This window comes from Bacillus sp. GW823-FHT06B01, from assembly GCF_058952315.1.
The window spans coordinates 396,673-417,915 of record NZ_JBXAHR010000003.1; the positions used below are offsets into that span (position 1 = coordinate 396,673).

A 21,243-nucleotide genomic window follows, 5' to 3' on the forward strand; every position below is an offset into this window, starting at 1 on the left:
AAAAAGTAAATAAGGTGTAATAAAACGTTTAATCTACAAATATTTTACTGTATTTATAAGGAAAAAGGAATATAAAATGGTAAATTGTCGGAAAATATACATTTTTAGAAAAAATGTCACAATATTGTCGTTTTTATGTTGAAGCCCCTCGGAAAATTCTTTAAATTGTTAATTGTAAGAATAAAACCGATGCGAATTAGGGGTGAATGTATGGAAAAGAAGCAAGTTAAGAAAAAGTGGTATAGGTACTTCATACAGCTTATGGTAGTTGCATTAATTGTTACTTCTATACCGATGAATGGACTGGCGGAAACGGTACCGCCGTTTACACCGTCGCCAAATTCAGAACCGAGTCCACAAGTAGAACAGAAAGACGAGAAGGAATTACCAGCTCCACATCCAGATCAGATAAAACAAAAAAATGCGAATGCAAAAGCTAAGCCGACTGAAGTTGTAGAAGAACGGACGGAGACAGAAAAGGTTTTTGATAATCAAGATGGTACGTTTACTAAAAAAATATATACGGAACCAATTCATGCAGAAAAGAATGGGAAATTAGAAGAGGTTTCTACTAATTTAGTAGAATCACCAGATAAAAAAATCGTAACAGAAAATACAGCATTAAAGCCGAAGTTTGAGAAAGTAGTAAAGGATGGAAAGTATGTTCAATTCGAAGTGGATGGACATACGATTCAGTATGAATTGACAGGCGCACGTGGTGAGAAGGGTGAATTAAAACCGACAGCTGTTACAGCGTCGCATGAAGAGAATACAGTATGGTATAAAGGGATTTTTCCAAGTATTGATTTAAAAAGTACAACATTTAATGAAAATGTAAAGGAAGACTTCGTTCTTCATCAATATACAGGGCATCACATTTTTTCATTCGAATTACAGACAGATTTACAGCCGAGTTTAAAAGAAGATGGTTCTATTATTTTTCAAAATGAAAAAAAGGAGAATGTATTTGTACTACCAAAGCCTTATATGGCTGACTCAAATATTAATCAGGAATCCGGAGAAGCTGTTACATCTCAAGATGTGAAATATGAGATAACTCCTGCTGGGGGGAAGAAATACAATTTAACAGTTACTGCAGATCCAAAATGGTTAGAATCAGCCGAACGTAAGTATCCTGTTTTTATAGATCCCTCGGTTACGGTAAGGGGATTTGAAAATGCATATGCATCAAATGCTGATCCTAATATTAATTATTCAGGCGGTAGTTTATGGGATGAAGGACAAAAGGCATATACGTTAAAAGTCGGTTATTTTAATGCAGGAACAGGCACAAATGATGCTTTTATTAAACCTGATATTTCTAATTTAAAAGGCGCAACAATTCAAAGTGCAACATTTCATACGTATGCTATATGGCATTATTACGGGGATAGCCCAAATGGTGTATGGCTTGATGAAGTAACGGGAAATTGGAATGTTTCTAATATTAATTGGAGTAATAAGCCAGGATCAAATAATATTGCTCAAACAAATGTAGGTCGGGGGAAGTGGGCGCAATTTAATGTAACAAATACAGTAAAAGCGTGGGTAGATGGAACGAGACCGAATTATGGATTCAAATTACATGCTAACGGAAATGGACAGACGCATTGGAAGAAATTTGTCGCAGCTCAAAATGGTTCGAATGCGCCATATTTAGCGGTTAATTATTCATATGAAAAATTGAATAAACCGAGGGTACAAGCGTATTCGAATGGAACTGGAAGTGAATCAGGGCATTTCAATATACAATGGGACGCAGTTCAAGGTGCAAAAGGATATAAAGTTGCCATTTTTAATGGATATGACTATGAATATATTCCTGTCGGAAATGTAACAAGTTGGAGTACGAAAGATAAGAAAATCTTCCCTACACAAGATGAAATAAATGCAGGGAAATTTGAGTTTCATAAAGATGGAAAGGGGACGGATTTTTCCGTAAGCCCTGGCCCAATGTACAAAAATGCTTATTTGGCAGGTAGCCCATATGGGGATTATAGTTCAGCTCGTGGGTACTGGATTCGAATTGTAGCGGAATATCCATACGGTGATAGTCCGCTGTCTGATGAAACAGTTTCCTATGTTCCGCTAGAGCAAGTAAAGAGGCCATCTGGATCAGCTTATACAAATGGGCCGGGTAGTAATACAGGATATGTATCAGTAAAGTGGGATCCTGTACCAGAGGCAAGTGGTTATAAAGTATGGATTTATAACGGGAAAGACTATGAAGCGTTTGATGTTGGTAATACAACAACTTGGACAACGCAAGGACAAAATATTTGGCCGACAGAAGCGGAAATTTCTAGTGGGAAATATCAATTTCATCATGACCAAAAAGGAAATGAGCTTTCGCTAGATCCATCTCCAGTCTACCGCAATTCTGGTGGTATATATGGTGGTTCCAAAAACTATTGGTTCCGGGTAACAGCGTATAGTAAAGCGGGTCATGCAGAAAGTGAAATTTCACAAGAGTTTACACCAACTTTTTCGAATGAAGTTTCTTGGCTTGGCACGAAAGATTATTGGGCGGCAGTGAATGTAATTGGCGGAAAGGTTACTGCTATTAATGGAAACTTTGTTATGGATGAGACGGATTTTAATCTGTCTGGAAAAGGCCCGAGTGTATCTATTGATCGAACGTATAATAGTCAAGATACCGGAACTGGTTTATTCGGAAAAGGCTGGCATAGTTCATTAGAAGAAGTGATTAAAGAAGAATCTTCTGGAAATATTTTATATACAACGAGAGACAAATCCACATTACTATTTACTAAAACAGGTGATAATCAATATCAAGCACCTAATGGTATTCATTTAGAAGTAAAGAAAATAGCTGATGGATTTGAATTAAAAGATAAAGATCAATCTGTTATAACATTTTCAAAGCAAGGAAAAGTACAACAAGAGAAAGATAGCTTTGGAAATGTTGTGAAGTATGAATATGATACAAATCAAAGGCCGATTAAGATTACAGATGCATCAGGACGTACTATTACTATTACGTATACAGGGAAATTCGTTTCTCAATTTATAGGGCCAGAAAATAGAACTGTAACGTTCGAATACGAAAATGATCAGTTAGTAGGATCTACGACACCAGAAGGAAAGAAGTATCGTTATGGCTATGAGAATGGAAAACTACGTTATACGTTTGATCCGAAACATACGGAAACAAAACCATATAAAACGACATATACGTATGAAAATAATAAATTAGTAAAGGTAACAGACCCGCTAGGAAAGGAATCGGTATTATCTTATAACGATGTAGCTAAAGAGGTAACGTTGACGGATGCTAAAGCTCGTAAAACGGTGCATAGCTATAATCAAGCTGGTAATCCAGCAAAAATAGTTGTAGATGCAGAGCAATTAAAGTTAACGACAACATATGAATATAAAGCGAATCACTTGGAGAAAACGACAACGCCTAAAAATCAAGTGGAAACAGTCACGTATGATAACAATGGTAATGTGACTTCTGTAACAGATCCAACAGGGACTGAAAAGTTTGAATATAATAAAAATAATGATGTTATTAAAGCGACAGATGTAGAAGATCGGAAAACTACTATAGCGTATCAACAAGCAAATGCAGCTGTTTCAGAAACAAATCATGTCTCCGAAACAGCTGAAGTAAAACAGTATGATAAATTTGGGAATGTCATTCAAACGAGTAAAAATATTGGTGTAGGAGGAAACCTTCTAAAAAATCCAAGCTTTGAAATGGACACATTACAAAATTGGACAATGGTGAATAAAGATAGTAAGGGCTCTATGACAAAGGATGTGGAAGGAGCACCGGGTGGGCTTGGTGGCTCAGGTTCATTGAAGCTAACTGCGCAAATAACTGGGGCTAGTTCTTGGGGGTATACAGCAATAGCACAGGAGGTAGAAGTAGAACCTAATACGAACTATACATTAACGGGTATGGTGAAAACTACACTGAAAAATGCAGATGCCTATTTTAATGTCATGTTCTTAGATGAAAACGGAAATCCGACTGGTGGAACGGATTGGTTCGACCATCGCTCAAATAATTTAAAATCAGAAAATGGATGGTCGAATCGTCAATTGACGTTTAAAACGACAGATAAGGCAAGTAAAGCAAAAATACATTTAGTCATTGAACATGAAAGAGAATCTGTAAGTGGAGCAGCTTGGTTTGATAAGTTGCAGCTTGAAAAAGGAGATGTATCATCTAGTTTTAATCCAATTGTAAATAGTAGTTTTGAAGAGTATTCGGAAACTGGATCTGTTCCGAATTGGACTAGAAATTGTCCGGAAAATTGTAATCGAAAAGATATAGCAACAGAAGGATTTCATGGTGGTTCTTCTATTGTATTAGAAAACTTACAATATAATCAGAAGGACATTAGTTACCAAAGTCGTGTTGTACTAAATCAAAAACAAGAACAAAACTTAACTTTAACTGCTATGTCAAAATCCGAGAAAGTAGAGAATAGTGCAGGAGAAAAATTATCGAAAGATTATGCAGTACGAGCAGATGTAACGTATCAAGATGGTAGTACTGCCAATTTTACAGCTATGTTTCCGAATGGAACGAATGATTGGAATCGTAGTGCGGTATTCATTCCAGCGACAAAGCCGATTAAACATATCGATACTTATTTGTTATTTAGAAATGAAAACAAAGGAAAAGTATGGTTTGATGATATTCGGTTATTAGAAGGGAATGTGCTTGTCAAAAATGAATATGACAACGATGGAAATGTAACAGCTTCGTATGATGAAGAAGGAAATAAAATAGCTTTTTCTTATGATGGAGTCGGAAATAAAAAGTCAGAAACCGATGAGAGAGGGAATACAAAATCTTTCGATTACAATAAAGATAATCAACTTAAAAAAGTGACATTAAAAAATGGAACTTCTGTTGGTTATAATTATGATCATAATGGCAATACAACTGAAAAATCTATAATGTTTGGTGGGAAAACACAAACACACAAATATGAGTATGATGTAGATAATAAAATTACAACGTATATCGATGCGTTAAATCGTCGCATTGAATATGAATATGATGCAAATGCAAATAAGACAAAAACGAAAATGCCAAATGGCTCACTGATTGAATGGGGTTATGATACAGCGGATCGCATTATGGGTGAAAAGCGAAATGGAAAAGATGCCTTTACATTCGAACGCGATGCTAATGGGCAAGAAACGAAAGTGAAAGATCACGTAAATGGGGTTGAAAAAAGCAAAACATATGATACAGCAGATCGGATCACGAGTATAACGGATAGCCGAGGTGGGAAAATTGATTGGGCATATCATGATAAAGCAAATAGCAAAACAGAAAAGTTAAAAGAACAGTCAATTACACACGGTGGGTATAACAGTAAAATAAAATATGAATATAATGCTTTAGATCAAAACACATCTGTTTGGGATGAAATGTGGGCACATTATAATTTCCATTATGATGAGAACGGCCACGTACGTACGTATATCGCACCGAATGATGCTAGTGCAACGTATAATTATGATCAAACAGGGAAACTATCGGATTTAGCTATTGCAACACCAAAGCAAATGCTACTATTAGAGAAATATGAGTATGATAAAACAGGAAACCGTACGAAGATTAAACATGAAAGTCCTGATGGGAAAATAACGGAAACAAATTATGTATATGATCCAATTAATCAATTATTAAAAGAATCTACACCAAATGGAACAGTTAGAGACTACACGTATGATGGATTTGGCAATCGTACGAGTGTGAAAGTAACAGAAAATGGAAAAGAAACAAAATCAGTAATCGCAACATTTAACGAAGGAAATCAACTTCTAAAATTCGGAAACGAATCGTTAACGTATGACGCAAATGGTAACCGTACATCTGATGGGAAATACACATACACATGGAACGAAGCAGACCAACTTGTTGCTGTAACGAAAAAAGGGGAAGCCAAACCGTTCGCAACATATAAATACGACAACGAAAACCGTCGTATTGAAAAGAACGTAAACGGACAAGTAACCCGTTACTTCTACGATGGTGACAGCATTAACCCGCTATACGAAACAGACGGGAACGGAAAAGTCCTCCGTCAATACGTTTACAATAAAGACGGCGTCCGCCTAGCAATGAAAATACAAGGTCAATCGGTATACTACCACTACAACCCGCGCGGTGACGTAATAGCAATGACCGACAAGGACGGACAAATAGTCGCAAGCTATGAATATGATGCATGGGGGAACGTCCTAAAGAGTGAAGCAAAAGGAATCGCAGCGGACAATCCATTCGGATATGCGGGATACATGTATGATAAAGAAATTGGTATGTATTACTTGATCGCTCGTTACTACAATCCAGATCATGGTGTGTTCTTATCGGTGGATCCAGATCCAGGTGATGAGGATGATCCAGTAACACAGAATGGATATACGTATGCGGATAATAATCCGGTAATGATGGTCGATCCTGATGGACATGTTGCTTGGTGGGTTGGTAGTGCTGCTATAGGTGCTGGTTGGGAAGTTGGAATGTACCTATATAAAAATAGAAATAAGGGATACACATGGAAAGGAGGACTTAAAGCAGCGGGATATGGAGCGGTTAAAGGGGTGATTTCTGGTGGAGCAGGAAGGATTTTGGGCTTTATGAGTCCTCTTAAAGGTTTGGGAAGAGCAGTTTTTCAAAAAAGAAGTCTCACACCTGCAATGAAACAAGGTGTAAGCAATGCAAAACGATTCATGCAGAATCCTAGAAAACATATCCAAAGGAATCCAGGGGTTCGGCTAGATGGAATGAAAAGAGCGAAAAAACAAAGGGAAAAAGCATTTAAAAATTCAACGAAAGCGAAACTTATGAGGATTTCGAATGCAGTAGGAAGACGTTAATAAAGAGGGGTTAAATGTGCTTATAGAAATTTTAGAATTTGCTGCTATCTTGGCTTTAGAATGTGTTTTAATATTGATTGTTTTATTTCAAGAAAGTAATGTAATTAGTATTAAAGAAAGTATTACTAATAGTAGGATCTTGTTTATTATTCAAGTCACACGTATTTTAATAGGAATATGGATAGTATTTGTTACGGAAACTACTATAATTGCTGTCTCAAAAGTGGCTGCAATTCAATTAATTATTTTATTTCTTATTTGGGCATGCTCGAAGTATGTACAAAAAAGTGCTGAAAAATGGATAATTACTATAGTTGCTTTTGTTATTTATGGTGTTGGTACTTACATGTATATTCAATTTGCTTTTAGAGGCTATTAATATACCACCAGAAAAGTTAGTGGTCAGAAAGATTCATTTGTTAAATGTGTGTATGAATGAAGTACATGAAAAGTTACCATGTGATGTAGAAGGGGATGAGGAATAAATAGAGAAATGAATTTGTAGAAGGAAGAGTGAATAAAGGCTCTTCTTTCTTTATATGTATCACGGCGATGACAAATTAAAATAAAGAAGTTGTAGCAATGTATGAATATGATGCATGGGGTAACGTCTTAAAGAGCGAAGCGAAAGGAATCGCAGCGGACAACCCATTTGGATATGCGGGATACATGTATGATAAAGAAATTGGGATGTATTATCTGATAGCGAGATACTATAACCCAGAGCATGGTGTGTTCTTATCGGTGGATCCGGATCCGGGTGATGAGGATGATTCGATTACCATGAATGGGTATACGTATGGTGATGATGGTGGATCCAGATGGGCATTGGGTATATCGTCCTTGGGGAACGACACAATTGTGGGTTTATGATAAGAGAACGGCTTATGCCAATGATAGAGCAGTACGAGCAGGAATAAAAGGTTGGGCAGAGAGCTATAGTTTTAATCTTATGGGTGGAGGGAATTTTGTTAGTAAATTGGGACCATTTATAACGGGAGCATCTAAAGGGTGGAAACAATCTAAAACAAAATCAAAGGTAAAGGCATCTCAAGTAAAAGTTGGAAATCGAAAAGGGATGCAAAGTGTGTTGAAAGGTGCAGGTAAACAAGCAATAAAGGCTGCTATAGTAAGAGGTAGTAAAGCTGTAGGAGTATATGGGTTTGCTGCGGACGCAGGCATCTTCTTGTATGAATATCAAAAAGAGTATAAAAAAGCCTATATAAATTATAGGCCTAAGAAGAAAAAAAGAAGATAGGAGATGTTTTTTATTGAAGGTGGAGCAATTATTACATGGAGTATAGGGATAGGTTGGATTTTATATTTGTCAATAATGTTCTTAAAATCAAGAGAATACATTCCGTTTACTATTACAGTAATATGGCTCGTATATATAATAGTTATAATCTTCACTCCATATTTTAACTTTTTAAGTTGGGGTATTAAAATTTTGATTTTATTCTTTTTTGCGCTGGCTGTTTGTTGCTCATTTGTGTTTTATAAAACTAGGTGATTTCTTTTATTAATAGAAATTGTGTAGTTGATTGGAAGTACGATGATAGTAAGTAGGGACATAACTTTATGTCCTTACTTATATAGGACGAGATAGATCAACTTGTTGCCTTAACGAGAAAAGGTGAAAAGAACGTAAACGGACAAGTAACCCGTTACTTCTACGATGGTGACAGCATTAACCCGCTATACGAAACAGACGGGAACGGAAAAGTCCTCCGTCAATACGTTTACAACAAAGACGGCGTCCGCCTAGCAATGAAAATCCAAGATCAATCGGTATACTACCACTACAACCCGCGCGGTGACGTAATAGCAATGACCGACAAGGACGGACAAATAGTCGCAAGCTATGAATACGATGCATGGGGGAACGTCTTAAAGAGTGAAGCAAAAGGAATCGCAGCGGACAACCCATTTGGATATGCGGGATACATGTATGATAAAGAAATTGGGATGTATTATCTGATCGCGAGATACTATAACCCAGAGCATGGTGTGTTCTTATCGGTGGATCCGGATCCGGGTGATGAGGATGATCCGGTTACAATGAATGGATATACGTATGCGGACAATAATCCGGTAATGATGGTGGATCCGGATGGGCATTGGGCATATCGTCCTTGGGGAACGACACAATTGTGGGTTTATGATAAGAGAACGGCTTATGCCAATGATAGGGGAGTAAGAGCGGGAATAAAAAGTTGGGTTGAGAGCTATGGTTTCAATTTTTCTGGAGCTGGTAACATAGCGGGGAAGGTTATGCCTTTTGGAATAGCTGGATATGCAGGTTGGTCTGGATCTATAAAACAATCCAAACAAAAAGCAGGTAGCGTAAAAGTTGGCAATCGAGTCGGAAAACATGTAGTTGTGAATAATGCGAAAAAAACAGCGACTAAAGCACTAATTATGAGGGGGAGTAAGGCTTTGGGGGTATATGGATTTCTTCCAGATGCAGGAGTATTTTTAGATGGATATTATAAAGGGTATAAAACAGCATATAAAAATTATAATCCTAAAAGAAACTCTAAGAAAAGTAAGAGATAGGAGCGGTATATGTCTAGTAGTGAAATTATTTATGGTGTTTTTGCTTTTGGCTGGATTATATATGCTGTAATTATTACTTGGAGGGCAAAAGAATATAAGAGATTGAGTGTAGTGTTAATATTATTAGTTTATATGATTTTGATAGCTTTTACTTCTTATTTTGATTTTTTTAGTTGGAAGGTTAAATGTTTAGTTGTATTTTCTTTATGTGTGCTTTTTATCGTAGCTGGCTTTTTTGAAAAAGAAAAGTAAAGTTGACTCAGTGTATCTCAAAATTTAAACAGTTAGTTTAATTTTGGGGTACACTTTTTTATTTAACATAACATCTTCATTCTTTAAGAATAGAGGAGGATAAAAGATACATGGGTAAAGAATATGAACAACTAATAGTTAGGAGCTTTTCCCTAAAAAAATCCAGGATAGAATTATTTTTGAACTAACTTCACCCAAAAAAAGAATGACGGCATTAGGCCGTCTGGCGCATAATTATGATACTATCTTAAATTCTATGTATTTTGAAGCTATTCCAAAAAATATGGTATACGCTGAGGGAATATCAACTCAATTAAAAAAATATGGAGCAAATGATTTTTGTTACGTAATGTCCCTTATTAGTGAAATTGATGGGAGTTTTATGAAATTAGAATGTGCAATAGAAAAAGTTATGTGGCGTGGTTTACCTTGCTTAATTTCATGTATACCGAATAAATTATTATATTTTCAATCTGAGCAGGTGAGCGGTTCCCCTGAAAGATATATTCTACGTAAAAGTTGAATAAACTAAAAAATTCATTTCTATAAAAATATATACAAGGCACAAGAAATAGTGACACCATCAATACATTATATGGAAATGGAACTATACTTTGTCAATATGTATATGCTACAAGTGGCACGCGCTTTGCTATGGAATCGCAAGGACAATCGGTATACTACCACTACAACCCGCGCGGTGACGTAATAGCAATGACCGACAAAGATGGGCAAATAGTCGCAAGCTATGAATACGATGCATGGGGGAACGTCCTAAAGAGTGAAGCAAAAGGAATCGCAGCGGACAATCCATTCGGATATGCAGGATACATGTATGATAAAGAGATTGGCATGTATTATTTGATTGCCCGTTATTATAATCCGGAGCATGGTGTGTTCTTATCGGTGGATCCAGATCCGGGTGATGAAGATGACCCGGTTACAATGAATGGGTATACGTATGGGGATAATAATCCGGTAATGAAGGTTGATCCTGATGGGCATGCGGCTATTGCGGCGGGGATATATCTTGTTCCAGGTTTTGGACAAGCGGCATTGATAGCTACATTAGCAGTTGGTGGAGCTTATGGCGCTTGGTATCTTGGAAAACAGATAAAACAAAGGTTTGGAAACAAAAAATCCTCAAAAACATCTACTAAATATGGGCCTAAAAATGGGACCAAGGTTATAGTTACGAAAAAAGGTGACAAAACTATTCGTCATTTTGATGGTACAGGACGAGTGAAAAAAAGACATAGATTATGGTAACCATGGTAATCCCAAAACGCATCCATGGCCCGTCCATAGACATATATGGAAATGGAAAGGAAAAACTAAGGTTGAACGGGGAAAGCCTCAAGCAGTGAATAAAGGAAAGAGGCCTCCTAAGAAGAAGTAACTGTTAAATCATGTAAGGGGAATTAAGCGTTTTTGTGAATTATAATAACTTGATTAATCACTAAATTTGGATGTAGGAAAGTTAAACTCGATTTATATAGTGGTGCTAGGAATGTCTAGACACTATTAAGGAGGAGAAAATTGAATTTTATTCTAGAAGATGTAAAAGAAATGAAATATCATACAGATTTAAAGGTAATATTCGAAGCATTTCAAGGTAGACAAGTAGAGTTTAATTGGTTAATAACAGATTTAGAGTATGTAGTTAACTCTGAAAGTAGAAAGATAGAATCTCATCCTATTGTAAATCAGGATATAATTTTTATAACAGGAGAAGAATTAACTGAATTTATTGATGTTTATGAAATACAATTTATTTGGGGAGTCTTTACTGCGATTGACAAATCAATAAATATTAATGTTAATCAATTATCCGTTGAGCCTTATGCAAATGGAAATAAGAGCTTTTGGAATGGGCATCCTGTAATACAGTATCCTGATGCTGTTCTTGAGATTGTTTGTTGGGATTCGTATGTAACACTTCTTTTAAGTAAAGATGAGGACATAGATGATAAATTTCAAGACTATTTCAAGTCCGCTAAAAAATTGGATTTTTAAAAAGGAAGAGATAGATTAGTAAAATTGAGATAACACAGATATTTATTGGTGTATATAATGTTGGCTTAATTGCAGTTGTATTAGCGATTATGTTAAAAAAGAACAATATAAAGTGGTCACGGTGTTAGTAGTGAGTCAAATATATCTATTCATAGCAACCTTTACTCCATATAGGTCGTTCATTAGTAATACAATGAATGTATTACTAATGATTTCTTTGATGATTAGTGGAATATTAGCTAGTATTTTTGAAAAAGAAAAGTAAAGTCTATTCGGTGTATTTCAAAACCTAAACAAATAGTTTGATTTTGAGATACACTTTTTTATTTTAAATTACTTATTCTTCTATGACGGTAATAGAACCAATCCATGAGGAGAAGGGAGGTATGATAATGCAAGATAATGTACTAGAACAATTAATAAAAAGACTTTCCGTATTATCTCCTGAAAAAGAACGTGAAATATTAGCGGTCGATTTAAATGATATATATGAGAGTAGTAAAATTTTTGAAAAATCACTTGAAAATATTATAAACTCTCAGCAATCTAAAGAAGACTTAATAGATGGGCTAATTGAAGTGGAGATAGAATTAGATCACATCAATTGGCATTATAAAAGCGTGAAGACAAAGTTGAAAATATTGATGAAAGATAAAAAAGCACGATCTTATTTAATTAAATAAGATCGTGCTTTTTTAATTCCCTTGCTCATGCGCAAGAGTAAACGTATCTTCCAATTCACTATCGTTTATTTTAATATTTGCCTTTTTTAATTCCTTTTGTATTAACTTATGACTGAATGTAGGGTCGGCAATACGTTCTGCTTCTAAGTTTTTACGGATGGAGTCTTTCACTTCATCGTAAGGTTGTAAATCTTTTTTATCAGTTAATTTAATAATATGATAACCGTTTGGTGATTTAACGGGATTGCTAATTTGTCCGACTTTTAGTTTATAGGCAGCTGTTTCAAATTCAGGCGCCATTCTGCCTGAATTGAAGTATCCGAGGTCTCCACCTTTATCTTTTGATAGTAGATCTTGCGATTCTTGTTTTGCTAATTCTTCAAATGAAGCGCCAGCATCTAATTTTTTCTTTATTTCTTTCGCTTCATTTTCGTCACTTACTAAAATATGACTCGCTTTAATTTCTGGTTTATAGTGGTCTTTCACGTCTTTTTCTGTAACACTTTTCTTAATTGCTTCATTCATAGCAAGTTTGAACTTAATTTGATTTTTGAAATCAGCTTCATCTTTTAAACGATTGTTTTCGAGTACTGCTGTGAATTGATCTCCATATTGATTTTTCGCTTTTTGTACTTCTTTATCTACATCATCGTCAGATACTTTATATTTTTTCGTGATAACGTCTTGTGCCATCATTTCGTATAGCATGTCTTTTCCGTAACGATCTTTCAACTGTTTTTCGAAGTCGCTCTTCGTAATGGTTGAGTCTGTTGCTGTAGCGACTGTAGCTGAGCTGTTTTTTTGTCCACAAGCAGCTAGCATTAATATACTTATTAGTGCAGTAATAATAAAAATGTGTTTCCCTCTCATGCCAACACCTCATCCGAATATGTTATCGCTATTGTAGAATATAGAAGTGAACATGAAGTGAATTTTTAATGTTTTTTCCCTGTAAAATGTAAAAAAGTACATCAACAATATTGTTGATGTACGATGGGATCAAAGGTGATCAGTCTTTTTAGAATAGGCACGCTTACCTTGCTGAATATTTTTTTGTTCTTGCTCATTTTTTTGTGTACGCTTTGCATTATTATCGCGTGCTTTTTTGTCGTTATCACTCGTATGTGGCATATGTATCAACTCCATTTCTAACCGTTGTACGTTTATCATTTCCTTTTTCGTAAAGACTATGTATAGCAGTGCATTCATGAATAATAAAGGTGGATTAGAAATGGATTTCAAGTTGAATTATACCGAACTTATAAAGAAGTTAATCGTTGTAATTGTCGCAGGTTTGTTAAACGCGATTGGAATGAATTTATTTTTAACGCCAGCGAAAGTGTACGCGAGTGGCTTTGCTGGATTGTCTCAATTGTTATCACAAATATTAGGGGACTTTTTATCTATTCACATATCAACGGGGGTATTGTTTAGTTTGTTTAATATTCCCGTCGTTATTTTAGCGTGGAAAAAGGTTGGAAAGGCCTTTACTTTTTTTAGTTTTCTTTGCGTCATATTTATGACTTTGTTTCTAGAAATCATCCCGGTTAGAGCGGTTTCGAACGATATTATATTAAATGCGATTTTTGGTGGGATTATTTCAGCGATTGGGGTAGGGATTGCGTTGAAGTGGGGGGCTTCTACAGGTGGTTTAGATATTATCGCCATGATTTTATCAAAGATTAAAGATAAGCCTGTCGGTACGTATTTTTTCTTCTTTAATGCACTGATCATTATTGCGGCTGGCTATGTGTATGGATGGGAAAAAGCATTATATACTTTGGTGACTTTGTATGTGTCAACACGAATTATCGATGCGATTCATACGCGTCATGTGAAGATTACAGCACTAATCGTTACGAAGAATGGGGCAGATGTACGAAAGGCGATTCAGTCTCGCTTAGTGAGGGGGATTACAACTATACCAGCAACAGGCGCTTATACAAATGAAAATAAGGAAATGTTAATGATTGTTATTACGCGTTATGAGTTATATGAATTAGAAAGGGTTATTAGGCAAGTGGACCCAGGTGCATTTACAAACGTATTACAGACGGTTGGGGTGTTTGGCTTGTTTCGAAAAGATTAAAGAGGACCAAAGCTGGTCCTCTTTTTTAATGTAAATTCGTAATATTTTGCAATTGCTCCTGCATTTCACGTAGCTGAACTTTTTCAGCTGTTGAAGAGTTTGCATAAGCAGAGTGCAAAGCGTTTTTTGCTCTATATACGAGATCTTGTTGCTCAGTACCGCTTGAACAAGTGACGGCATTTGCAACGGCATCTCTAGCTTGTTGGAATAGTAAGTTCCCCATTTAAACCCCTCCAAAAGAAGAGTTACTTCTCGCCTTTTCTGCCTCAGCTAATGTACCACGGTACGGGAATCTTGCATCATGCTTCATAACAGCATCGGCTCCTTGTTGGATAAAACGTTTTGATTTGTTCTTTTTACCCATTCGAAAAACCCCCTTTATTTAGCTGAAAACAATCGACGCGATAATCCGGCGTCTAATTATAGTATGAGCGTTTGGCGAAAAACTATAAGCAGGGAATTTTTAGATTACAACCCAAGAACCTCTTCTAAATATAGCGCAATACCATCTTCTTCATTCGTTAATGTCGTATGATTTGCGAGTGATTTTAATTCAGGAATTGCATTACCCATTGCGATGCCATGACCAGCAAATTCAATCATTTCAAAGTCGTTATCTTCATCACCGAAAGCGATAATTCGCTCTTGTGGAATGTTGTAATGACTAGAAATTTTTTGTAATCCGACAGCTTTATTTAACCCGCTTTTTACGATTTCAATAATCGGCCAAGGTGCGCCCCACTTTCTATGGTCGATTACTTCAGCATGCATATCAGTTAAATGTTGACGAATTGCACTGGAATGCTCGTCATGTGCGTCAATTAATAAGCAGGTTGGATGATCGTTTAGAGTATTTAATAAGTCTCCTGTAAAAATATTTGGAGAACCGAATTCGAAAATATGTTTTTTATCTTCATCAATTTCACGAACATACACATCGTCCATTACTTCAGCGTATATATTTTTCACGCCAAAATCAAAGCAAGCTCGGACAATTTCTTGCGCTGTTGCTAGCTCAAGAGGAGAGTGATGTGTTCCCCATTTTGAATCAAGAGGATGATGTACGTAAGCGCCGTTAAAGTTTACGATTGGTGTATTAAGACCGAGTTCTTTATAGTAATCAAAACTAGCACGGAATGGACGTCCTGTTGAAATAACGACAATATGTCCTTGTTCCTTTGCTTTTGCAATTGTATGTTTTGTGCGAGTGGAAATTATTTTGTTGTCTGTCAATAAAGTGCCGTCTAAGTCTAATGCGATTAAATGCTGTTTATTCATAATTTCACCTCTTATAATAATTTTTTTGTTTCTATCTGTATTTCCGTTTTTAATATGCAGAAATAAGAGGTTAAACTGGGTGAGAACACCAAAGATGGAAAGTTCACTATATATCCATCTTACGTCGCAAAGTGCTGCGGTGTCTACTATTTCTCGCTGGAAATTAAGAAAAGTCAATATCTTTTTAGAAAGTTCAAACAATGTTTCTTTCATTATGTACAAATTGTGAAAAGGGTTACATTGCTCGTATGATGAGGCTTATAATGAACATGTAATCTTCTCGTATATGTTTGACTCTCCTTTGAAGCTGGCCTATAGTAGGTTGGTTTCTTTTTTTCTACAAATAGGAAAGAAATCCCTTCCTAAGCTTGTGTCATTCATGTATATGTACAAGAACGAAATGTAGTACTTGTTTCCTAAACATGACAGAAAAGCTTTCTTTTAAAATGGATATACTAATGAGGCAAAGACGTCATGGAAGGAGAATGGAAATGGGACAAAATCGCAGGTTTCGTTCTGGACAAAAAGCGCCAAACGATGGTATTTACGTAGAAATTGGTGAAACAGGAAGTATGGTAAAAGATCCGCAAATGGTGAAATTAACTGCGGGTGAAAAGTTTCCAGATAACGCGAATCATAACCGTCAGTGGACATATAAAAGAAAACCGTAACAGGAGCCGCAATTATTATTGCGGCTTTTTTGTCGTTACGCATTGCGTATATTTTTTCAGTTGTATAATGAATGTTCCCTTTTTCTTTTTCCAATAATAAGTTTGAGAATACATAAGCAAAATTATTGTATAAAAAAGTCAGTTGGCGTATAATCAAATCAAAGGTCAAAGAAAGTCAAACATTTGGAGGGCTGTAAAGATGGACTTAAATCAAATGACAACAAAAACACAAGAGGCGATTATGAGTGCCCAATCTTTAGCGGTATCTCATCATCATCAAGAAGTAGATACTGTTCATCTCTTGTTTACATTATTAGAAGAGCAAGATGGATTAGCAGTGCGTATTTTTCAAAAAATGAATGTCGATATAGAAGCGTTAAAGCAAGGCGCCGAAAGTTTAATTAAGAAAAAACCTTCTGTAACGGGAAGCGGTGCAGAAGTAGGAAAATTATATATAACAGGTGCTCTGCAACAACTACTTGTAAGAGCAGGAAAAGAAGCAGAGAAATTGCAAGATGACTACATTTCAGTTGAACATGTATTGCTTGCTTTTTCAGAAGAAAAAGGCGATATAAATCAATTACTTACAAGATTTCACATTACGAAAGATAACTTATTACAGTCTTTAATGACAGTTCGGGGGAATCAAAGAGTGACTAGTCAAAATCCAGAAGCAACTTATGAAGCGTTAGAAAAATATGGTCGTGATTTAGTGGCGGAAGTGAGAGCAGGGAAAATTGATCCTGTTATCGGTCGCGATAGTGAAATTCGACGTGTAATCCGCATTCTTTCACGTAAAACGAAAAACAACCCGGTTTTAATTGGTGAACCCGGTGTTGGTAAAACAGCAATCGTTGAAGGATTAGCACAGCGTATTGTGAAGAAGGATGTACCAGAAGGATTAAAAGATAGAACAATCTTCGCATTAGATATGAGTGCGCTTGTAGCTGGAGCGAAATTCCGTGGTGAGTTTGAAGAGCGTCTGCAAGCTGTATTAAATGAAATTAAAAAGAGTGAAGGTCGCATTTTATTATTCATTGATGAACTTCACACAATCGTCGGCGCTGGTAAGACAGAAGGTGCGATGGACGCAGGAAATATGTTAAAACCGATGCTTGCGCGTGGTGAACTGCATTGTATCGGGGCAACAACGTTAGATGAGTATCGTAAATATATTGAGAAAGATCCGGCGCTAGAAAGACGTTTCCAACAAGTATTAGCAGAAGAACCAACTGTTGAAGATACAATTTCCATTTTACGTGGTTTAAAAGAGCGTTTTGAAATTTATCATGGTGTAAATATTCATGACCGCGCGATTGTAGCAGCATCCGTTTTATCAGATCGATATATTTCGGATCGTTTCTTACCAGATAAAGCGATCGATCTTGTTGACGAAGCGTGTGCAACAATTCGAACAGAGATTGATTCTATGCCAACAGAATTAGATGAAGTAACGCGCCGCATTATGCAGCTGGAAATTGAAGAAGCGGCTCTTGGAAAAGAGAAGGACTTTGGTAGCCAAGAACGCCTGAAAACGTTGCAACGTGAATTATCGGATTTAAAAGAAGTTGCAAGTGGTATGAGAGCGAAATGGGAAAAAGAAAAAGAAGATATTCATAAAGTGCGTGACTTACGTGAACATTTAGAGCGTCTGCGCCGTGAATTAGAAGAAGCAGAAGGTAATTATGATTTAAATAAAGCAGCGGAACTTCGTCACGGGAAAATTCCTGCAATTGAAAAAGAGTTAAAAGAAGCAGAAGAAATGGGCGCACATAATAAACAGGAAAATCGTTTGTTACGTGAGGAAGTAAGTGAAGAAGAGATTGCTGATATTGTTTCACGCTGGACTGGTATTCCTGTCGCAAAACTCGTTGAAGGTGAACGCGAGAAATTACTACGCTTAGAGCAAATTTTATCAGAGCGTGTCATCGGACAAGAGGAAGCGGTAAGCTTAGTATCAGACGCAGTTCTTCGTGCACGCGCTGGTATTAAGGACCCGAACCGTCCAATTGGTTCCTTCATCTTCTTAGGACCGACAGGTGTTGGTAAAACAGAACTTGCAAAAACGTTAGCGCAGTCTTTATTCGATAGTGAAGAGCAAATGATTCGTATCGACATGTCTGAGTATATGGAGAAACATGCTGTGTCACGCTTAATTGGTGCGCCTCCTGGATATGTTGGATATGAAGAGGGCGGTCAATTAACAGAAGCGGTAAGACGTAAACCGTATTCAGTTATTTTGTTAGACGAAATCGAAAAAGCACATCCAGAAGTATTCAACATTTTATTACAAATGTTAGATGATGGACGCATTACAGATTCGCAAGGGCGTACAGTAGACTTTAAAAACACGGTTATTATTATGACTTCAAATATTGGATCTGCTCATTTGTTAGATGGATTAGAAGCAGATGGCTCAATTAAAGAGGAATCAAGAGAACTTGTAATGGGGCAATTAAGAGGACATTTCCGACCAGAGTTTTTAAACCGTGTCGATGAAATTATTTTATTCAAACCTCTTACAACGAATGAAATTAAAGGTATTGTTGATAAAATTGTAAAAGAATTACAAGGTCGTTTAGCTGACCGTCATATTACAGTAGAATTAACAGACGCAGCGAGAGAATTTGTTGTAGAAGCTGGCTTTGATCCGATGTACGGAGCTCGTCCATTAAAACGATATGTACAGCGTCAAGTTGAGACGAAATTAGCGAGAGAATTAATTGCAGGAACAATTACTGATAACAGTCACGTAGTTGTTGATGTAGAAAATAACGAATTAGTCGTTCATGTAAAGTAAAATAAAAAAGAGTTCGGATAAAATCCGGACTCTTTTTTTAGTGTTGTTCTACTGGCTCGTTTGGAATTGTAGCTGAAATTGCTAGTACTAACACCGCAAGAACAACCGAGAAAATAGACGCTTGGTTAAAATCGTATGTACCGCCAGTCATAGAGCCGATTACGTAGCTCATCATATGTACAAGCGCGAACGACCAAATTAATGCCCAAATGAAACGCATATTTTACACCTCTATTCGTTCAATCTGTCCTTATTGTAACACAATTGAAAAAAGAATATAGAAAAATATTTGTAGATTTTTCAACGCAAATTTGCATTCCGCTCATACATTATAGAAGAGTACTTTTATACGTTTAGAAAATAAGGCGGGGGAAAAATGAGTATTACGGAACGTTTTTTTTATTTAGAAAAAGAACCATGTGTCATTTATTTACCGGAGAAGCCAAATGGATTTTCTGTTATGCTTCTCGGTGATTATAACTACTTTATTGAGAATGGTACAAGTTTATGGACACAGCATGCAGGTAGATCTTATTTTTTACATGGCCTTATTGAGGAAGGCTACACGGTCTTTTCTTCTAATTTATACGGAAGACATTGGGGAAACGACCAATCTGTTCGTCTAGCAAAACGTTTATATGACGTTGTTTTGAGAAAAGAGACATTAAATGCGAAAATGCACATTATGGCAGATGGTATGGGTGCACTTGTAGCACTTGAAATGATGAACAAATACCCTGAATGTATACGCTCTGTCATTATGTTAAATCCGTGTTTAGATTTACCAGAATATGTGGAGTTTGAAAAAGAGCATAAGTTTTTTTACAAAAGATTAGTGAAGGAATTAAGTTTGGCGTATGATTCCAAAGAAGAAGAATTAGAATCCAAAATAAATAAGAAATCATTTACGCTTCTTCCGTCTTGTGTACCTGTTAAAGTTTTCGTATCAACACAAGAAAAAAGAGGAAGAAAACAGTTGTTACGTAAATATGAGAAAATGAGGCAATTCAATCAATGCGATACTTCTGTCTTATTCCATCTGCAAGATGTGAAATATAAAATGGTTAGGCAAACGACTGATTTCTTTAAAAAATATGAAGAAGAATTGTGAAGCTCCCATATACATAAATGAGGAGCTATTTGTTTCAAGGAGAAAGGGTTGGTGGTATGGAGCGCGTGCTAATTATAGGTGCACTTACGTTTGTAGGTTATCACCTTGTGAATAAAATGATTGCAGAAGAAGTAGAAGTGTACGGTCTTGATTTTGATGAATTCGAGAATATGAAAAAAATTAATGAAGAGAAGTTATTGTTGATTGGACGAAATGCGTTATTTACGTATTATTCGATAAGAGATGAAGATGGATGGAGATCAGTAGAAGGAGAGAAGTTCGATACTGTTTACTTTTGCTTGTATGAGCCAAATCAACAAAGTGGTTTTCGGAATGAAAGAGTTATATTACAGTATTTAAAGCGGATTATAAGGCTGTGTGCAGAGCAGAAAGTGAAGTTAAATCTAATTTCTTCTATTGAAGTAGGAAACGCAGATGAATCTGAAAATAAACGTTTATTTTTGAAAGTGGAAGAAGGATTGAAAAAAGGAGAGGCACCATATAGTGTATTTCGAGTTCCTACATTATATGGGCCATGGCAACCATCTTTTATGATGTATCATCAGCTCATTTTATCAGAACTGGATGAGAAAGAGTGCCGTTATGCGAGCGAGGAAAATGGAAGTGATCTATTGTACGTGGAAGATGTATGTGAATACTTATGGGACAATGGAATGAACGCGGAGCATCTCGGCATATACAATTTACTTAGTGGTAAAAAGTCATTATGGAAAAAAGGTATGAACCTTTTACGTGCAGCGGATAAAGTGAATAAAAAGAATGAGGAAGAACGAAATGATGCTGTCGAGGTTATTTCGATAAAAAGAAATACCCCGTTAGAATACGGTTTAAATAAACAATTGGCACATATGAAAAAATATAAAGAGTTATACGAAGGATAGCGAGCGTGT

General features: G+C 36.2%; 17 protein-coding genes and 3 pseudogenes. 14 read left to right on the forward strand and 6 right to left on the reverse strand.

The genetic code is table 11. The annotated features are described in order from the left end of the window. Window positions 1–210 precede the first annotated feature (210 nt). The 9 genes and pseudogenes from AC1Q8N_RS15205 to AC1Q8N_RS15245 all read left to right on the forward strand — a co-directional run bounded on the left by AC1Q8N_RS15205 (window position 211) and on the right by AC1Q8N_RS15245 (window position 12,383). Window positions 211–6,873 (forward strand): DNRLRE domain-containing protein, encoded by a 6,663-nt coding sequence (locus tag AC1Q8N_RS15205; RefSeq protein WP_493521265.1) that lies wholly within the window; start codon window positions 211–213, stop codon window positions 6,871–6,873. A 16-nt stretch (window positions 6,874–6,889) separates the two neighbouring features. After that, window positions 6,890–7,252 carry a hypothetical protein gene (locus AC1Q8N_RS15210; protein WP_493521266.1) on the forward strand — a complete coding sequence of 121 codons (363 nt, stop codon included), beginning with the start codon at window positions 6,890–6,892 and terminating at the stop codon, window positions 7,250–7,252. A gap of 185 nt (window positions 7,253–7,437) precedes the next feature. Further along, window positions 7,438–7,706: pseudogene (locus AC1Q8N_RS15215) on the forward strand (RHS repeat-associated core domain-containing protein); the annotation flags it as partial. 766 nt (window positions 7,707–8,472) lie between these two features. After that, window positions 8,473–9,432 (forward strand): annotated as a pseudogene (locus AC1Q8N_RS15220) (RHS repeat domain-containing protein); the annotation flags it as partial. 9 nt (window positions 9,433–9,441) lie between these two features. Continuing rightward, entirely contained in the window at window positions 9,442–9,684 is a 243-nt protein-coding gene (locus AC1Q8N_RS15225) for a hypothetical protein (RefSeq protein ID WP_048545189.1), read from the forward strand. Window positions 9,685–9,889: 205 nt separating this feature from the next. After that, window positions 9,890–10,207, forward strand: a complete 318-nt coding sequence (locus AC1Q8N_RS15230) for a hypothetical protein (protein WP_257146647.1) — start codon at window positions 9,890–9,892, stop codon at window positions 10,205–10,207. Between the two features lie 47 nt (window positions 10,208–10,254). Further along, a pseudogene (locus AC1Q8N_RS15235) lies at window positions 10,255–10,953 on the forward strand (RHS repeat-associated core domain-containing protein); the annotation flags it as partial. Between the two features lie 270 nt (window positions 10,954–11,223). Next, a complete protein-coding gene (locus tag AC1Q8N_RS15240) occupies window positions 11,224–11,700 on the forward strand; it encodes a hypothetical protein (RefSeq protein WP_048545187.1) in 477 nt (158 codons plus the stop codon). A 392-nt stretch (window positions 11,701–12,092) separates the two neighbouring features. Then, window positions 12,093–12,383 (forward strand): hypothetical protein, encoded by a 291-nt coding sequence (locus AC1Q8N_RS15245; RefSeq protein ID WP_493521316.1) that lies wholly within the window; start codon window positions 12,093–12,095, stop codon window positions 12,381–12,383. A 12-nt stretch (window positions 12,384–12,395) separates the two neighbouring features. Here the strand turns inward: AC1Q8N_RS15245 and prsA are convergent, their stop codons facing one another. Further along, complete coding sequence (prsA, locus tag AC1Q8N_RS15250; RefSeq protein WP_048545182.1) at window positions 12,396–13,253, reverse strand: peptidylprolyl isomerase PrsA; 858 nt, start codon at window positions 13,251–13,253, stop codon at window positions 12,396–12,398. Window positions 13,254–13,382: 129 nt separating this feature from the next. Further along, on the reverse strand, window positions 13,383–13,514 hold the full coding sequence (locus AC1Q8N_RS15255; RefSeq protein WP_001120851.1) for a DUF3941 domain-containing protein: 132 nt from the start codon (window positions 13,512–13,514) through the stop codon (window positions 13,383–13,385). 100 nt (window positions 13,515–13,614) lie between these two features. On the opposite strand from AC1Q8N_RS15255, the gene AC1Q8N_RS15260 reads away from it, so the two are divergent. After that, window positions 13,615–14,472, forward strand: coding sequence for a YitT family protein (locus AC1Q8N_RS15260; protein ID WP_048545180.1), 858 nt, complete (start codon window positions 13,615–13,617; stop codon window positions 14,470–14,472). Between the two features lie 25 nt (window positions 14,473–14,497). Here AC1Q8N_RS15260 and AC1Q8N_RS15265 read toward each other — a convergent pair whose 3' ends face one another. The 3 genes from AC1Q8N_RS15265 to AC1Q8N_RS15275 all read right to left on the reverse strand — a co-directional run bounded on the left by AC1Q8N_RS15265 (window position 14,498) and on the right by AC1Q8N_RS15275 (window position 15,750). Further along, a complete protein-coding gene (locus AC1Q8N_RS15265) occupies window positions 14,498–14,695 on the reverse strand; it encodes a DUF3813 domain-containing protein (protein ID WP_046957006.1) in 198 nt (65 codons plus the stop codon). After that, window positions 14,696–14,836: a hypothetical protein gene (locus AC1Q8N_RS15270; RefSeq protein WP_000516816.1), complete on the reverse strand. Its 141-nt coding sequence runs from the start codon at window positions 14,834–14,836 to the stop codon at window positions 14,696–14,698. Between the two features lie 104 nt (window positions 14,837–14,940). After that, window positions 14,941–15,750: a Cof-type HAD-IIB family hydrolase gene (locus AC1Q8N_RS15275; RefSeq protein WP_001041227.1), complete on the reverse strand. Its 810-nt coding sequence runs from the start codon at window positions 15,748–15,750 to the stop codon at window positions 14,941–14,943. A 491-nt stretch (window positions 15,751–16,241) separates the two neighbouring features. On the opposite strand from AC1Q8N_RS15275, the gene AC1Q8N_RS15280 reads away from it, so the two are divergent. Both AC1Q8N_RS15280 and clpB read left to right on the forward strand, forming a co-directional pair. Further along, complete coding sequence (locus AC1Q8N_RS15280) at window positions 16,242–16,421, forward strand: YjzC family protein (protein ID WP_000531420.1); 180 nt, start codon at window positions 16,242–16,244, stop codon at window positions 16,419–16,421. A 199-nt stretch (window positions 16,422–16,620) separates the two neighbouring features. Further along, window positions 16,621–19,221 (forward strand): ATP-dependent chaperone ClpB, encoded by a 2,601-nt coding sequence (clpB, locus tag AC1Q8N_RS15285; protein WP_048545176.1) that lies wholly within the window; start codon window positions 16,621–16,623, stop codon window positions 19,219–19,221. A gap of 37 nt (window positions 19,222–19,258) precedes the next feature. Here clpB and AC1Q8N_RS15290 read toward each other — a convergent pair whose 3' ends face one another. Further along, the gene (locus AC1Q8N_RS15290) at window positions 19,259–19,441 is read right to left on the reverse strand and encodes a YjzD family protein (RefSeq protein WP_001211113.1); all 183 of its coding nucleotides are present in this window, start codon (window positions 19,439–19,441) and stop codon (window positions 19,259–19,261) included. 156 nt (window positions 19,442–19,597) lie between these two features. Between AC1Q8N_RS15290 and AC1Q8N_RS15295 the strand changes: the two genes are divergently transcribed. Both AC1Q8N_RS15295 and AC1Q8N_RS15300 read left to right on the forward strand, forming a co-directional pair. Further along, a complete protein-coding gene (locus AC1Q8N_RS15295; RefSeq protein ID WP_048545174.1) occupies window positions 19,598–20,332 on the forward strand; it encodes a lipase family protein in 735 nt (244 codons plus the stop codon). Between the two features lie 29 nt (window positions 20,333–20,361). Next, window positions 20,362–21,234: an NAD-dependent epimerase/dehydratase family protein gene (locus AC1Q8N_RS15300; RefSeq protein ID WP_141519986.1), complete on the forward strand. Its 873-nt coding sequence runs from the start codon at window positions 20,362–20,364 to the stop codon at window positions 21,232–21,234. Window positions 21,235–21,243 lie beyond the last annotated feature (9 nt).

Bases quoted from the DNA above. Each gene is read 5' to 3' on its own strand.
- AC1Q8N_RS15205 (WP_493521265.1), top strand. From the start codon at position 211: ATGGAAAAGAAGCAAGTTAAGAAAAAGTGGTATAGGTACTTCATACAG.
- AC1Q8N_RS15225 (WP_048545189.1), top strand. From the start codon at position 9,442: ATGTCTAGTAGTGAAATTATTTATGGTGTTTTTGCTTTTGGCTGGATT.
- AC1Q8N_RS15230 (WP_257146647.1), top strand. From the start codon at position 9,890: ATGACGGCATTAGGCCGTCTGGCGCATAATTATGATACTATCTTAAAT.
- AC1Q8N_RS15245 (WP_493521316.1), top strand. From the start codon at position 12,093: ATGCAAGATAATGTACTAGAACAATTAATAAAAAGACTTTCCGTATTA.
- prsA (WP_048545182.1), bottom strand. From the start codon at position 13,253: ATGAGAGGGAAACACATTTTTATTATTACTGCACTAATAAGTATATTA.
- AC1Q8N_RS15255 (WP_001120851.1), bottom strand. From the start codon at position 13,514: ATGCCACATACGAGTGATAACGACAAAAAAGCACGCGATAATAATGCA.
- AC1Q8N_RS15260 (WP_048545180.1), top strand. From the start codon at position 13,615: ATGGATTTCAAGTTGAATTATACCGAACTTATAAAGAAGTTAATCGTT.
- AC1Q8N_RS15265 (WP_046957006.1), bottom strand. From the start codon at position 14,695: ATGGGGAACTTACTATTCCAACAAGCTAGAGATGCCGTTGCAAATGCC.
- AC1Q8N_RS15270 (WP_000516816.1), bottom strand. From the start codon at position 14,836: ATGGGTAAAAAGAACAAATCAAAACGTTTTATCCAACAAGGAGCCGAT.
- AC1Q8N_RS15275 (WP_001041227.1), bottom strand. From the start codon at position 15,750: ATGAATAAACAGCATTTAATCGCATTAGACTTAGACGGCACTTTATTG.
- AC1Q8N_RS15280 (WP_000531420.1), top strand. From the start codon at position 16,242: ATGGGACAAAATCGCAGGTTTCGTTCTGGACAAAAAGCGCCAAACGAT.
- clpB (WP_048545176.1), top strand. From the start codon at position 16,621: ATGGACTTAAATCAAATGACAACAAAAACACAAGAGGCGATTATGAGT.
- AC1Q8N_RS15290 (WP_001211113.1), bottom strand. From the start codon at position 19,441: ATGCGTTTCATTTGGGCATTAATTTGGTCGTTCGCGCTTGTACATATG.
- AC1Q8N_RS15295 (WP_048545174.1), top strand. From the start codon at position 19,598: ATGAGTATTACGGAACGTTTTTTTTATTTAGAAAAAGAACCATGTGTC.